General features: G+C 34.6%; 16 protein-coding genes and 1 pseudogene. 11 read left to right on the top strand and 6 right to left on the bottom strand.

The features are described from left to right. Nucleotides 1-1,221, top strand: a 1,221-nt coding sequence (ffh, locus tag AB4Y90_RS08980; RefSeq protein ID WP_441557067.1) for a signal recognition particle protein, incomplete at its 5' end; no start/stop codon positions are given. A 175-nt stretch (nucleotides 1,222-1,396) separates the two neighbouring features. On the opposite strand, the gene AB4Y90_RS08975 is transcribed toward ffh, so the two are convergent. The 5 genes from AB4Y90_RS08975 to AB4Y90_RS08955 form a co-directional block, all read right to left on the bottom strand. Next, nucleotides 1,397-2,032 (bottom strand): OmpW family outer membrane protein, encoded by a 636-nt coding sequence (locus AB4Y90_RS08975; protein WP_441557066.1) that lies wholly within the window; start codon nucleotides 2,030-2,032, stop codon nucleotides 1,397-1,399. A gap of 90 nt (nucleotides 2,033-2,122) precedes the next feature. Then, on the bottom strand, nucleotides 2,123-2,779 hold the full coding sequence (locus AB4Y90_RS08970) for an outer membrane protein (protein ID WP_441557064.1): 657 nt from the start codon (nucleotides 2,777-2,779) through the stop codon (nucleotides 2,123-2,125). 208 nt (nucleotides 2,780-2,987) lie between these two features. Next, the gene (locus AB4Y90_RS08965) at nucleotides 2,988-3,494 is read right to left on the bottom strand and encodes a hypothetical protein (protein WP_441557062.1); all 507 of its coding nucleotides are present in this window, start codon (nucleotides 3,492-3,494) and stop codon (nucleotides 2,988-2,990) included. Nucleotides 3,495-3,619: 125 nt separating this feature from the next. Beyond that, a complete protein-coding gene (locus AB4Y90_RS08960) occupies nucleotides 3,620-4,288 on the bottom strand; it encodes a porin family protein (protein WP_441557061.1) in 669 nt (222 codons plus the stop codon). A gap of 99 nt (nucleotides 4,289-4,387) precedes the next feature. After that, nucleotides 4,388-5,344, bottom strand: coding sequence for a PhoH family protein (locus tag AB4Y90_RS08955; protein ID WP_441557060.1), 957 nt, complete (start codon nucleotides 5,342-5,344; stop codon nucleotides 4,388-4,390). A 126-nt stretch (nucleotides 5,345-5,470) separates the two neighbouring features. Between AB4Y90_RS08955 and AB4Y90_RS08950 the strand changes: the two genes are divergently transcribed. From AB4Y90_RS08950 to AB4Y90_RS08920, 7 genes and pseudogenes are all read left to right on the top strand, one after another. Further along, nucleotides 5,471-6,298, top strand: a complete 828-nt coding sequence (locus AB4Y90_RS08950) for an SAM hydrolase/SAM-dependent halogenase family protein (RefSeq protein WP_441557059.1) — start codon at nucleotides 5,471-5,473, stop codon at nucleotides 6,296-6,298. Nucleotides 6,299-6,361: 63 nt separating this feature from the next. Then, nucleotides 6,362-7,675, top strand: a complete 1,314-nt coding sequence (locus AB4Y90_RS08945) for a dihydrolipoamide acetyltransferase family protein (protein WP_441557058.1) — start codon at nucleotides 6,362-6,364, stop codon at nucleotides 7,673-7,675. Between the two features lie 202 nt (nucleotides 7,676-7,877). Next, the gene (locus AB4Y90_RS08940) at nucleotides 7,878-9,206 is read left to right on the top strand and encodes a choice-of-anchor J domain-containing protein (protein ID WP_441557057.1); all 1,329 of its coding nucleotides are present in this window, start codon (nucleotides 7,878-7,880) and stop codon (nucleotides 9,204-9,206) included. Between the two features lie 137 nt (nucleotides 9,207-9,343). Further along, nucleotides 9,344-9,685: a 30S ribosomal protein S6 gene (gene rpsF, locus AB4Y90_RS08935; protein WP_441557056.1), complete on the top strand. Its 342-nt coding sequence runs from the start codon at nucleotides 9,344-9,346 to the stop codon at nucleotides 9,683-9,685. A 35-nt stretch (nucleotides 9,686-9,720) separates the two neighbouring features. Beyond that, nucleotides 9,721-10,023 carry a 30S ribosomal protein S18 gene (gene rpsR, locus AB4Y90_RS08930; protein WP_056215709.1) on the top strand — a complete coding sequence of 101 codons (303 nt, stop codon included), beginning with the start codon at nucleotides 9,721-9,723 and terminating at the stop codon, nucleotides 10,021-10,023. Nucleotides 10,024-10,203: 180 nt separating this feature from the next. Next, nucleotides 10,204-10,713, top strand: a complete 510-nt coding sequence (gene rplI, locus AB4Y90_RS08925) for a 50S ribosomal protein L9 (protein ID WP_441557055.1) — start codon at nucleotides 10,204-10,206, stop codon at nucleotides 10,711-10,713. Between the two features lie 300 nt (nucleotides 10,714-11,013). Then, a pseudogene (locus tag AB4Y90_RS08920) lies at nucleotides 11,014-12,167 on the top strand (aldehyde dehydrogenase family protein). A gap of 34 nt (nucleotides 12,168-12,201) precedes the next feature. On the opposite strand, the gene AB4Y90_RS08915 reads toward AB4Y90_RS08920, so the two are convergent. Further along, the gene (locus AB4Y90_RS08915; RefSeq protein WP_441557054.1) at nucleotides 12,202-12,777 is read right to left on the bottom strand and encodes a thioredoxin family protein; all 576 of its coding nucleotides are present in this window, start codon (nucleotides 12,775-12,777) and stop codon (nucleotides 12,202-12,204) included. A gap of 77 nt (nucleotides 12,778-12,854) precedes the next feature. Here AB4Y90_RS08915 and AB4Y90_RS08910 point away from each other — a divergent pair, with 77 nt between their 5' ends. The 3 genes from AB4Y90_RS08910 to AB4Y90_RS08900 form a co-directional block, all read left to right on the top strand. Beyond that, nucleotides 12,855-13,733, top strand: a complete 879-nt coding sequence (locus tag AB4Y90_RS08910; protein WP_441557053.1) for a lysophospholipid acyltransferase family protein — start codon at nucleotides 12,855-12,857, stop codon at nucleotides 13,731-13,733. Beyond that, entirely contained in the window at nucleotides 13,734-14,639 is a 906-nt protein-coding gene (locus tag AB4Y90_RS08905; protein ID WP_441557052.1) for a glycosyltransferase family 2 protein, read from the top strand. It begins immediately after the preceding gene. Between the two features lie 185 nt (nucleotides 14,640-14,824). Beyond that, on the top strand, nucleotides 14,825-15,133 hold a 309-nt coding region (locus tag AB4Y90_RS08900), incomplete at its 3' end, for an exonuclease domain-containing protein (RefSeq protein ID WP_441557051.1).

The raw sequence follows: 15,133 nt of genomic DNA, 5'->3' as shown, positions 1-15,133 counted from the left end.
GCTAAAGATCTTACCAAAAGAGTTCAGGATAAAGCTTTAGGACAAAACGTTTTGACTTCGCTTACTCCGGGACAATTGATGACGAAAATCGTTCACGACGAATTGGTAGATTTGATGGGTGGTTCTCAGGAAGGAATCAATCTTTCGGGAAAACCTTCTGTTATTTTGATTGCAGGTCTTCAAGGTTCGGGTAAAACGACTTTCTCTGGAAAGCTTGCTAATTATTTAAAAACTAAAAGAAATAAAAAGCCTTTATTAGTTGCGTGTGACGTTTACCGTCCTGCAGCAATCGATCAGCTGAAAGTTTTGGGTGAACAGACAGGAGTTCCTGTTTATACAGAAGAAGGAAATATGGATCCTTCGGTTATTTCTCAGAATGCGATTAATTTTGCTAAATCTAACGGTCACGATATCGTAATTGTGGATACAGCAGGTCGTCTTGCGATTGATGAGCAGATGATGAAGGAAATTAAAACCGTTCATTCTACCATCCAGCCCAACGAAACGCTTTTCGTAGTAGATTCAATGACAGGTCAGGATGCGGTGAATACAGCAAAAGCATTCAACGATACTTTAAATTTTGACGGAGTTGTTTTAACTAAATTAGACGGTGACACCCGTGGTGGAGCTGCTTTAACGATTCGTTCGGTAGTTGAAAAGCCAATCAAATTTATCTCTACAGGTGAGAAAATGGAAGCTTTAGATCTTTTCTACCCGGAAAGGATGGCAGACAGAATCTTGGGAATGGGAGACGTTGTTTCCTTAGTAGAAAGAGCTCAGGAACAGTTTGATGAAGAGGAAGCAAAAAAACTTCACAAGAAAATCGCTAAAAACGAGTTTGGTTTCGATGATTTCTTAAAGCAGATCAATCAGATCAAAAAAATGGGTAATATGAAAGACTTGATGGGAATGATTCCCGGAGTTGGAAAAGCTATTAAAGACGTTGAGATTAGCGATGATGCATTTAAACATATCGAAGCAATCATTCATTCAATGACTCCAGACGAAAGAAGAAGACCTTCTATTATCAATACTCAGAGAAAAAACAGAATTGCTAAAGGTGCAGGAAGAAAAATTGAAGACGTAAACGCTTTGATGAAACAGTTTGACCAAATGGGAAAAATGATGAAAATGATGCAGGGTCCTCAAGGAAAACAAATGATGCAGATGATGAGCAAAATGCCAAATATGCCGGGAATGGGCGGAATGTTTGGAAAATAATCAGCTAACGATTAGTTTTTATCTTCTGGCTAATTGCCTTGAAAATATATAACTCTCAGAAAAAATTCTGAGAGTTTTTTTATCAGTTATAATATAATAAAAAAACCGGCTCTGAGCTGAGCCGGTTTTTTGTTTTCAACTTTGTCAAAGTTTAAATCTTTGACAAAGTTTTATTTTATTTATCAGATTTCTGAGATTTAGATTTAATGAAATAAGAGAAACCGATGTTTGCTCCAAAAGTTTTCACATTGGTTTTAACTTCTGTACCGAAATAAGTCTCCTTGTTTGAAAACTGATCGTAAGAAACTCCTAAGTTAATCCCTAAAGACTGAGTTGCCATATAAGTGATTCCTCCTTTTACCTTCCATGCTAAACCGTCTGTAGTTACCTCTTCAGATTCAGAAACTCCCATAAAGTCAACAGAAGCCTTGTTTTTTACTGATGCATAACCAATTCCTGCTCCAAGGAAAGGAACAAATTTAGAATCGTTTGCAAAATAATACGTTGCAGTAGGCATTACAGCAAAGCTCGTCGTAGTAGATTTTTCACCGTCATATTTTGTAGTCATTGTTGTGAAACCAAGATCGATCCCTACCGCCAATTTATCGATTACAAAATAACCTACTGAAGGTGTTACAGAAAACGTGCTTACTTTAGGTCCGTCTTCAGACTGACCTTCAGCTTTGAAAGTAGTATTCACGTTATTAAATCCCATTCCTGTGTTTCCACTGATTACCCAGTCTCCTTTAGACATTTGAGCGTTTGATAATCCACAAAGTGCGATTGCACCAGCTAATAATAATTTTTTCATAGTTTAATGAGTTATTTTTGAAGAGCGCAAAAATACAAAAAAAATCCTGAGAAAATCTCAGGATTTATATTAATTAATGTTTTTTACTAATTATTTAGCAAATACATATTTAACACCGATTGTAACTGAAGATAAGTTTAAACCGAAGTTATAGTTGTTTGTAGCATCACCTTCTTTTGGTTTGAAGTTGTTGTAACCAAACTCACCGATTGTAGCCTCAATAGTCCAGTTTTTGTTTAAGAAATAATCTAAACCTGGCTTCACAGTAACTCCAACAGAAGTGTATTTAGCTTCAGTAGAAGTAGTAGTTGTTTCAGTAGTACCACCGAAAGTAGCTACAGTTGTGTTTTCAACTTCAGCTTTTCCAAACTGCATTGGTACTGCCAATTGACCGAAGAAATATAATTTTTCACCTAAAGTCCAGTATTTTCTTACGAAAGGCTCCACTACGAATGCAGGAGTTTTTACTTTATCTGTGCTTACGATAGTTGCTCCACCAATAGTAGATGTTGTAATTTCAGTATCTGTAGAAGTTTGGTATCCTAAACCTACACCTACAGCTAAGTTTGGTGCTACAAAGAAACCAGCTTTTGGAAGAACGTTAAAGTTTTCTTCTTTCAAATTACCATTGTTAGTTTCTTGTTGAGAATATTCAACAGATCCTGATAAATAAACAGTTCCTTTAGCAATCTGAGCGTTTGATAAACCGAAAAGTGCAACAGCACTTGCTACTAGTAATTTTTTCATTTTTTAATAATTTTATACTTTCTTGACTGCAAATTTATAAGGGTAATTTTCAATATTAAAATTTCTTAATGTGATTAATATCACGCTTAAACATTAGGTTTTATCATGTTGAAATCGCATATAAAAGATATAAATATTATTTTTTTCAAAAATTAACATAAAAAAACTCTGATTTTTCAATCAGAGCTTCATATTATTGTTTAAGAATTTATTTCAAAAAGAAATTTACGCCTAAATTAATCGCACCAAAGTTAGAATCTATCCTTCTGTCTCTTCTTTCCCAGTCGCCTCTTTCGCTTCCTATATTCTGATATCCTAAATACAGTTCAGCTTTTGGCAATTGGAAACCAACTTTAGGATAAACATAAATACCGCTGTCAATACCATCTTTTGTAGAAATTGCACCTCCAAGATCAAGACCTACAAACAAAGGAATTCCGTTAAACTTATATTTTCCCGACGCAGCCAAAGGAATAAACCCGAAATCTTCCCAACGATCTTTTCCAAAAAAATGAGAATATCCTGTTGCAATACCTACATCTAAACCTTTTGTAACATTCCACATATATGAAGCGTCTACGCCTAAAGTAAATGCTGCAACACTTGATGCATCTCCTACCGGAGCACCAATATGACCTCCCAGTTTAAAACCTTCCTGAGCTTGCAAAGCCCCGCCAAACAATGCAAATGCACCTAGCAATAGTAATTTTTTCATTTTAAAATTTTAAATGTTTATTAACTCAATCAAATTTTGTAGCAAACACAGTGCCGTAGAGTTTATTTATAAAAAAAGCAAGACAAATAATTGCCTTGCTTTATACTATTTGCTAAAGTTTAATTTTAGTTTCCTCCGAATTTGAAACCTACGCCAATTTGGAAAAAGCTGTTTTTAGAAGTTTCGTTAAACTCAGGGTTTTTAACTAAGTTAGAAACACCTAAATTGTATCTTGCATCAAAGAACAAACCATTTTCAAGCATATATTCTGCACCTACAAAAGGAGCGATGTTTAATGTATTTGTCTGATCTTTAACATCAGTTTCGTCTTCAGCTCCAATTTCTATTCCAGGAATATTCAGACCACCGTCAAATACCGTTTTCTGTTTAGCAGAAAGAATAATCCCAAAACTAGCACCTGCAGAAACAGATAAACCTTCAGTGATAAAATATTTTGCCGAAACAGGGATCAACAAAGTACCTAAAGTAGTCTTTGATTTAAGATTAAAAAAGTTACCCGGATCTTCTTCATCCTCTTCTCTGATAACAACTTTACCTCCCAATGGTGAATATAACAATTCTCCCTGAATACCAAACTTATCACCGAATTTATGTTCTACCAAACCTCCAACATAAAATGTGTGCATAGGATCGCTTTCTTCAGATCCTAAATCACTTTCATATTTAAGAGTAGACATAGAATAACCCGCTTTCACACCAAATCTGGTTTCTTGTGCTTTTACTACAGAGCTACCCATCAATGCGACAACCGCAACAAGTAATAATTTTTTCATAATTTACTTTTTTAACATATTTTAAGACCCCAAATATATCACTTTTATTGGAATCACAAAATGTTTTAAAAAATTTCTGAAAAATTATTAGAAACAGTACTATTCTCTCGTTCTTTTGTCTTCTTCGTTGTATGCCAGAATGATTTTTTTAACCACAGGATGACGTACTACATCTTCTTCATTTAAATAAACGAAGCCGATTTCTTTCACATCTTTTAAAATTCGCATCGCTTCTTTTAAACCAGAATGTTGCTTGGGCGGCAAATCGATTTGTGTAGGATCTCCGGTAATAATAAACTTCGCATTCATCCCCATTCTCGTTAAAAACATTTTCATCTGAGCATGAGTTGTATTCTGCGCTTCATCCAAAATAACAAAGGCATCATCCAGAGTTCGCCCTCTCATAAAAGCCAAAGGCGCCACTTCGATTACTTTTTTCTCCATAAAACCTTCAAGTTTCTCATGAGGAATCATATCGCGAAGCGCATCATATAAAGGCTGTAAATAAGGATCAAGCTTTTCTTTCAGATCTCCCGGTAAAAATCCCAGACTTTCTCCGGCTTCAACAGCGGGTCTTGTCAAGATAATTCTTTTAACTTCTTTATCTCTTAAAGCTCTTGCTGCCAAAGCAACGCTGGTGTAAGTTTTCCCGGTTCCGGCAGGACCGATTGCAAAAACCATGTCTTTCTTCTCAGTTTCTTTAACGAGTTTTTTAAGATTGGTCGTTTTGGCTTTGATAATTTTCCCGTTAACGCCTTTTACGATGATGTCCTGATCAAAAACAAGCTGTTTTTCATTTTCATCTTTTATATTGAGTATATTTTCAACATCTTTCAGCCCGATAGAATTGTTTTTGGAAATAAAAGCGACAATATCATCCAGCTTTTGTTTAAATATATCTAAAGCTTCCTGATTTCCCATCGCAAAGATAAAATGATCGCGACCTGTAATTTTAAGCGTCGGGAAGCTCGATTTTATTAAATTGAAATATTGGTTATTAACTCCATAGAAGTTTTTTGCATCAATACCTTCTAAATCATACGTTAATTCAAACATGCAAATATTTTTAGATTAGAATTTAAATTTAGAAGTTTTTTTTGGATTTTAAATTAAATTCTTATCCACAATAGCCGTTTCTTTCTTTTTATTTTAGATAAATTTGCAGTTCTATCCCTTTTATTCATGTCAATTATTACCCTTACTTCAGATTTCGGACGTTTAGATTACAGAGTTTCGGCTATGAAAGGAAAAATCCTGTCTTTAAATCCTGAAGTGAACAGTGTGGATATTACCCATGATATTCAGGCATATAACCTGGTTCAGACCTCATATATTGTAAGAAACGCCTATAAATATTTCCCAAACGGAACCATTCACATTCTTTCTGTTGACAGCTTTTTTCATAAATCAAGAAAAAATATTCTGTACAAAGCAGACGGACATTATTTTTTGGCAGCAGACAACGGACTTTTAAGCCTGGTTTTTTTTGACATAAAACCCGAAGCCATTTACGAAATTACGCTCAACAACAGATTTGATGATGTTGTAAACTTTACTTCAACCGATGTTTTTGTGCCTGTTGCTGTACACTTGGCAAATGGCGGACTTCCCGAAGTAATTGGCAGGAAAATAGAATCTGCAAAACAGCTTTTGTTCCCGAAACCTGTTTATAATGAAGCTGAAAAAATGATTATCGGCGAAGTGATGTACATTGATAATTTCGGAAACATAATATCAAATATTAATAAAGATCTTTTTGAAACTTTGGCAAAAGGTTTTGAAGGTTTCACGATCAAGTTCAGGAACTTAAGTCTTTCAAAAATATATTCCACCCATACAGAATTAGTGGTAGACTGGGAAAGAGAAACCGAATATCACGGGCAATCTGCAGCCATCTTTAACGACAGCGGCCAACTGGAATTAACCATCTATAAAGGCAGCAAAAAAAACGGTGCTAAAACACTTTTCGGGCTGAATGTGGGAGAAAATATTTACATAGAATTTTTCTAAAATTATCTATTTCATAAAAAAACCGATTTTTTTTATATATTTGTCAAAATCTAAAATTCAAAAATGGCAGAATACAAATTATTGCTTCCTTCTATGGGTGAAGGCGTGATGGAAGCTACAGTTATCACTTGGTTATTCAATGAAGGCGACCAGGTAAAGGAAGATGATTCGGTAGTGGAAATTGCAACAGATAAAGTAGATTCAGACGTTCCTACACCGGTTTCGGGGAAAATTGTAAAAATCCTTAAACAAAAGGACGAAGTTGCAAAAGTAGGTGAAGCCATCGCTATTTTAGAAATCGAAGGAGAAGGCGGAAATACTGCTTCAGAAGAAGTAAAGACCGAAGCTCCTGCTACAACTCCTGATGCAGAAACTTTAAAAACTATCGAACAGCCACTTCAGGTAGCTGCTTCAACAGAATTTTCGGGAGATCTTTACCTTTCTCCATTAGTAAAATCTATCGCACAACAGGAAAATATTTCAGAATCTGAACTGAAAACCATCAAAGGTAGCGGTTTAGAAGGAAGAATTACAAAAGAAGATATTTTAGCATATGTTGCCAACAGAGGAAATCAGCCTGCTCCGCAAGCTACACCGGTACAACAGGTAGCTTCTACTCCACAACCTGTTACAAGTACAGCTCCGGCAACAACTATTTCTACTTCTGCAGGTGATGAGATCATCCCAATGGACAGAATGAGAAAAATCATCGCTGAAAACATGGTGAAAGCAAAACAAATTGCTCCTCACGTAACCTCTTTCATTGAAACAGATGTAACTAACGTTGTAAAATGGAGAGCTAAAAATAAAGACCTATTCGAAAAACGTGAAGGTGAAAAATTAACTTTCATGCCTATTTTCGTAAAAGCAATCGTAAAAGCAATTCAGGATTTCCCAATGATCAATGTTTCTATTAACGGTGATAACATTATCAAAAAGAAAAACATTAACATCGGTATGGCAACTGCTTTACCGGATGGAAATCTTATTGTTCCTGTTATTAAAAATGCAGACCAATTGTCACTTTCAGGATTGGCAAAAGCGATCAATGATTTGGCTTACAGAGCGAGAAACAAAAAATTAAGACCAGAAGATACTCAAGGTGCAACATATACCATTTCAAACGTAGGAAGTTTTGGAAATTTAATGGGAACTCCAATCATTCCTCAACCTCAGGTTGCGATTATGGCAATCGGAGCGATTGTTAAAAAACCTGCAGTACTTGAAACCAAAGATGGTGATGTAATTGCAATCCGTCAGTTGATGTTCATGTCTCACTCTTACGATCACAGAGTGGTAGACGGTTCTTTAGGTGGAATGATGCTGAAGCACGTTCATGATTACCTTGAAAACTGGGATCTGAACACGGAAATATAAATTATGAGTAATCAGTAATTGGTAATAAGTAATTTTTACCAAATGAATAAAATATAAACCTTCGGATTTTTTCGGAGGTTTTTTAATTTAACAAAAATTAATAGATATTAAAAATTTATTAAAAAAATACTATAAATAATCACTTATGTCTGAATTATAATTATATTTTTTTATCTTAGTAAAGAACTACAAAAAAATTATTATGAAAAGACAATTACTTAATGTATTACTTTTAGGACTTCCCGTATTTGGCTTCAGCCAGATATTTCAGGAAAATTTTGATGGAACCGGCCCGGGAATTTCAGCCTGGACTGTAATAGATGTTGATGGATTAACCCCCAACTCAGCTGTAGATTTCATCTCAAATGGATGGAATCGTATCGACAGACAAGGAAGTGACGGAAGCTTTGGAGGCCCAGCCGGAAATTTTGCAGCAATGAGTACTTCATGGTATTCTCCTGCTGGAACTTCAAATGATTGGCTGATTTCACCAACAATTGCCGTTTCCGGAGCTTCACCAACTTTATATTGGGATGCAAAAGCACAGGATGGAGACTATCCCGATGGTTACAAACTAATGCTTGCTCCTAACGGAGGAAATACAGTGACCGATTTTACTGTTGAACTCTACAATACCACCGGTGAAAACAATTACTGGACGAGCAGAGCGGTAAGCTTAACACCCTATATCGGTCAAAATGTGAGATTTGCGTTTGTAAATAACAGTAACGATAAATTCATGTTACTTGTAGACAACATTAAAGTAGACTACACTTATGTTGCACCACCGCCTTCTTATTGTGGACCTCTTGTATTTGCAGACATTTTTGGTGATGATGGTGATGAGCCAATTACTTTAGTAAATTTTGCGGGAATTAATAATACAACCAGCGCAACTGCATATGTAGGAGATAGCCATCAATATTTTCTTTCTCAAACTGCTAATGTAACAACCGGTCAATCTTATAATATTACTTTAAAAGGAAATACCGGTGGAAATTATACTAATTATTTTGCCGTATTTATTGATTGGAACCAAAATGGAAACCTTACTGATGCCGGAGAAGTTTATTCTGTAACGCAAACAATTATAAATTCTACAGGAACTGATGCTTCTCAGGCGGTACACTCTATTACCGTACCTGCAACTGCTCTTGCCGGAAATACAAGAATGAGAATTAAAAAAATTGACAGCACAACAGGTCTTACCGATCCTTGTGAAGGCGATAGCTACGGACAAGCAGAAGATTACACGGTAAACGTAACTTCATCTTTATCTGTAAATGATGTAGCTAAAAGAGATTCATCTCTGAAAGTTTATCCAAATCCTGTTACCGACGTTCTCAATATTGATTCAGCATCAAAAGTAAAATCAATAAAAATATATGACGCAAGTGGTAAAAACATAGTAACGGAAATGGTAGATACAAACAAACCTTCAATTAATGTTTCAAGTTTAACCTCCGGAACATATGTAGTAACTGCAGAAACAGAAACCGGTTTGCAGTCTGCGAAAATAATCAAGAAATAATAATTTTATTTATAATTATCTAAAGACCTGTTTTGCAGGTCTTTTTTATTTCCATGAATAATTGATCACGTATTGCATATTACAAATAGATTTCATAATTTTGCACCTCGAAATAATTAACAAATTTATTTAACATTATGAACAATTACGAAACTGTTTTCATTTTAACTCCCGTTCTATCTGAAGCTCAGGTGGAGGAAGCAGTGAACAAGTATGTAGATCTTTTGAAAGAAAAGAACTGTGAGATTGTCACTAAAGAAAATTGGGGATTAAAAAAATTAGCTTATCCAATTCAATTGAAAAAGAATGGATTCTACACTTTAATCGAGTTTAAAGGTGAAGGTTCTGTAGTAGCTGATCTTGAATTGGCATTCAAACGTGACGAGAGAGTGATCCGTTACCTTACTACAAAACTAGACAAGCACGCTGTAGAGTATGCTGTAACTAGAAGAACTAAACTTAAAGCTTCAAGAGCTTAATTATTTATTAACCCAAAATTTAAAAAAGACAAGACATGGCAATAGATGATATGGCTAAACAAGCCTCAGCTGGAGGAGAATCTGAAGTAAAATTCCTTACTCCGCTTGATATCAATACAAAATCTGAAAAGAAATATTGTAGATTCAAAAAATACGGAATTAAGCACGTTGATTACAAAGATGCTGATTTCTTATTACAATTCGTAAACGAGCAAGGTAAAATCTTACCTAGAAGATATACCGGAACTTCTTTGAAATACCAAAGAAAAGTTTCTGCTGCGATCAAAAGAGCTAGACATTTAGCTTTAATGCCTTACGTAGCTGACTTATTAAAGTAAGATATAAAGAAACAAGAAGAAAGAGAAAAGATTTCGGTCATTTTCTCTTTTTTTAAGTTGCTGAATAAATAATTAATTCTAACGATTTAGATAAGAGATAAAAGATAAAAGATAAAAGATTTTAAAGTCTTGATTCTTGGCTCTTTGTTCTTGGCTCTAAAACTAAAACGGACAACAACAATGAACATTATTCTTAAAAAAGACGTAGAAAACTTAGGTCTTGAATTCGACACAGTAAGCGTAAAACCAGGTTATGCAAGAAACTTCTTGTTACCTCAAGGTTATGCTCTTTTGGCTACTCCGAAAAACATTGCAGCTTTAGAAGCTACTTTGGAAGCTAGAAAAGAAGAAGAAGCTAAATTAATTGCTGCTGCAAACACTGTAGTAGATCAATTAAAGAAAACTTCTATCACTATTCCTGCAAAAGTAGGTACTGGTGACAAATTATTCGGATCTATCAACAATGCTGATTTAGCTGAAGCTTTAGGAAAAGCTGGTGTATCTGTAGATAAAAAATACATCAAAATCCCTGGAAACACAATCAAGAGAACTGGTAAATTCACTGCTCTTGTTAGACTTCACAGAAATGTTGAGTACAACTATGAGTTTGATGTAGTATCAGACGCTCCGGTTGAAGCTCCAAAAGCAGCTCCTGCTAAGAAAGAAGAAGCTCCTTCTGAAGAAGCTTAATCAAAACCAAAACGAAATTTTCTCAACATATAAAACCACTTCAATTGAAGTGGTTTTTTTGTCATTGCGAGTAGCGAAGCGACGAAGCAATCTCTTCCATTAAAATCAACCCGCCCAAAATTTCTTAATTTCAATTTCCTATTCATTATTTACTAAGAATCTGACTATGACAAGAAACACCTCACTATAAACTCAATTACCCTAAAACTCTACTACTCTCCTACTCACAAATTCTCCCACTCACAAATTCTCCCACTCAATTTAGGCAGAAAATTTGCTATAAAACAGGAAATTCACTTTATGGAAATTCAGGAAATAGTATCAAAGCAAAAAGCGTTTTTTAAGACCCAGCAAACAAAAAATATCAGATTCAGAAAAATGTATCTTGAAAAACTTCGGGATTTGATTTTAGAAAACGAAAACCTTTTGTATAAAGCCATTCATAAAGACTTCGGAAAATCGAAATTTGATACCTTTACCACTGAAATTTCCTTTGTTTTAAATGATATTAAATATTATCTGAAGAATTTAAACTCTCTTTCAAAACCTAAAAAAGTAAGGACCAATCTCGTCAATCAATTTGGAAAAAGCAGAATTCATTCAGAGCCTTTAGGGAACATTTTGGTTATCGGAGCCTGGAATTACCCTTATCAATTATCGTTTTCCCCTATTATCGCAGCTTTGGCAGCCGGAAACTGCTGTATTTTAAAACCAAGCGAAATTGCCGAGAATACAATGAAAATAATGGCAAAGATCATCAATGAAAATTTCCCTCCTGAATATCTTTACGCTTACGAAGGCGGAATTGACGAAACCACAGAACTTTTAAAGCTAAAATTTGATAAAATATTTTTTACAGGAAGCACAAAAGTCGGGAAGATCGTTTATAAAGCAGCAGCAGAAAACTTAACGCCCGTCACGCTGGAATTAGGCGGAAAATCGCCCGCAATTATTACCAAAGATGCCAATCTTGAAGTGGCAGCRAAAAGAATTGTCTGGGGAAAATTCTTAAACGCCGGACAAACCTGCGTCGCTCCTGATTATTTATTGGTAGAAGAATCGGTACAGGAACAGTTTTTAGAAATGCTTAGAAAATATATTCAGGAATTTAAATATGAACCGGAATCTGAACATTATACAAAAATCATCAATCAAAAGAATTTTGAACGGTTAATAAGCCTTATTAATCAAGACAAAATTTATTTCGGAGGAAATTATAATGAAGAGAAAAGATATGCGGCTGTATCAATGACGTGATGATGCATTTAGGCAATGAAAACCTTCCGTTTGGCGGCGTAGGAAATTCCGGGGTTGGAAACTATCACGGCAAGTTCGGCTTCGAAACTTTTTCGCATCAAAAATCAGTTTTAGAAAGAGCAACCTGGGGCGAACCCAACATAAAATACCCTCCTTATTCTGAAAAAAAGTTAAGCTGGATCAAGAAATTTCTTTAAAAAACAAAAACCGGGAAAATTATCCCGGTTTAATTTATGATTTCTTTGAAATCCATTGATTAAAGAACTCTTTTGTTTTTTCTAAGCTGTAGCCTTTTCCTTCTTCCAAAACATCGCTTTGCTGTACGTGAATCATTTTACCGTTTTTATCTAAAACAATAAATACGGGATAACCGAATTTTTCTCCCGGATTTCCGTATTCACTAAAAACCTTTTCATTTTTATTATCTGGAGAATAATTTAAGTGATAATAAAGATAATTTTTATCTACAATTTTCTTCAGTTCAGGCGTTGTCTGTACAAATTGGTTGAATCTCAGACACCAGATACACCAGTTTCCTCCCGCCTGAATGATAATATTTTTCCCTTCCTTTTGAGCCTGAGCTACAAGTTTATTGATATCTGCCTGTGCATCAGCTTTCGGATTGTAAGGTTTAGGCAGTTTCGCTTTTTCTTCTGCCGCAGCTTTTTTCTTCGCTTCCAGATCTGCTGCATCACTTTTTACCAGCAAAGCTTTATCATTTGAATTTTTAACTTTTTCTGGCTTAATCTTCTGTGCAAAAGTCAATGTGCTTAAGGCAAGAAGAGCTACTAACGACATTTTTTTCATACTTTAAAAATAAAAATAATAGTTATTACCAGCAAAAATGAAACCATATTTTTTTTATCACTAAATTTGCATACTTTATGAATCTTTTAATAAAAACACTTTTCCTGATTTCTAAGATGCCGCTTAAAATATTATATATTTTTTCGGATATTATCTTTTTTTTAAATTTCTATTTTGTAGGCTACCGAAAGAAAATCATTACTAAGAATTTAAAAAATTCTTTTCCTGAAAAAACAGATCAGGAAATTAAGCAGATCAGGAAGAAATTTTATTCAAATTTTTCAGATTATTTGGCAGAAACGGTGAAGTCTTTCAGTATTTCTGAGACAGAATCACGGGTAAGAATGCAGCATATCAATCAGCATTTGTTCCATGAAGCTAAAGCAGAAGGTAAAAACATCATTCTCATGGCTGGACATGTTTTCAACTGGGAATGGATGAACGCTTTGGCAACATTAACTCCGCAAAAAAACACCCATCCGGTTTACAGAAAAGTAAACAGCAGCTTTTGGGAAGACCAGATGAAGAAAGTGCGTAACAAATTCGGAAATGAAGCTCTGGAAGCCAATGAAGTAATTTTAAATATTTTCAGGAATCAAAATGACGGGGAATCTATTTATATGTTTGTGGCAGATCAGACTCCGCATATTGCCCATGTCAATTATGGTTTAAAATTTTTAAACCAGCGCACTCCGGCTTTCATCGGTTATGATAAACTGGCAACAAGAATGGATCTGATTTTCATTTATTGTGAAATGAAGAAAGTAAAAAGAGGTTTTTATCAGGTGAATTATCACAGGATCTATCCTGATGGAGAAAAATTTGTAAAGAATGAAGTGGTAAGAAAATTTCATCAGCTGCTTGAAAATACCATCAGAAAAAATCCTGACAATTATCTTTGGTCTCACAGAAAATGGAAATATCAGGATTCTATAAAAACTTATGACGGCGAATAAATGACAGAAAACCCTAAAAATATTGCCGTAGTGATTCTAAACTGGAACGGCAAAAGCTGGCTTCAGAAGTTTCTTCCAAGTGTTGTACAATTTTCTGAAGAAGCTGAAATATACATTATCGACAATGATTCGACTGATGATTCCGTTGATTTTTTAAAAAGAGAATTTCCTGCCGTAAAAATCGTTATTAACGATAAAAACTATGGTTTTGCAGGAGGTTATAATGAAGGTTTAAAAAAAATAAATGCAGAATATTACTGCCTTCTGAATTCTGATGTGGAAGTTACAGAAAACTGGATTAAACCTGTTTTAAATTTATTTGAAAAAGATCCTTCAATATCTGCAATTCAGCCTAAAATTTTATCTTTTAACAATAAAAATTATTTTGAATTTGCAGGAGCTGCAGGTGGTTTAATTGATAATTTAGGTTATCCGTATTGCCGAGGAAGAGTTTTTGATGATGTAGAAAAAGACAAAGGACAATACAATGACGAAACTGAAATTTTCTGGGCTTCAGGATGTTGTTTTTTTATAAGATCTAAAAATTTTTGGGAACAGAATGGCGGAAAGTCTCAAGTCTATCATGTCGGAGGCGGAACTTTAAACAAACAAAGTGCGCAAAAAACATATTTAAACATCAGAAATAATCTTTCAATGATGCTGAAAAATTTACCTTTTCCGAAATTAATTTGGCTGATATTCTTCAGATTATGTTTAGACGGAGTGGCTTCGTTTTATTTTGCTTATAAAAACGGTTTTCCGCATCTTTGGGCAGTTGCAAGAGGCCATTTTGGCTTTTATGCTCAACTTCCGGAAAACATTAAACGTCGTCAAAAACATCAAAAATCAGAATATTATCAATCGAAATGGCTTATCTTCAGGCACTTTTTGGGAGGGAAGAAATGATGCGGGTTGCGAGGTTCGAGATTCGTCTTTAGAGATTCGGGTTGCGATTTTATAATATTCGGTGATTCGAATTAATTAGTTTAGTTTAATTTAAAAAGTGTAATAACGGATAAAATTCATAATTCATAATTCATAATTCATAATTCATAATTCATAATTCATAATTAAATAAAAGACTCATCAACATGGATTTTTGCGCCTTAGATTTTGAAACCGCTACTCACGAAAGAAATTCTGCTTGTGAATTGGGAATTTGCGTAGTTCAGGATTCTAAAATCGTGGAAACTAAAACCTGGCTGATAAAACCGCCAAGTTTTCCTTATTTTCACCAGAGAAATATTGATGTACACGGTATTTTACCGCACGATGTAAAAGATGCTCCTACATTTGACGAAATTTGGTACGAAGTACAGGATATGATGTACGGAACGTTGATGATTGCTCACAATGCAAGCTTTGATGCAGGAGTTTTAAGAGGTTGTCTTGAGTATTAC

The sequence above is a fragment of the Chryseobacterium sp. 2TAF14 genome (assembly GCF_052115105.1).
Taxonomy (GTDB): domain Bacteria; phylum Bacteroidota; class Bacteroidia; order Flavobacteriales; family Weeksellaceae; genus Chryseobacterium.
The sequence above is the reverse complement of the archived record's forward strand: the minus strand, read 5'-3'. Positions and strand labels throughout refer to the sequence as shown.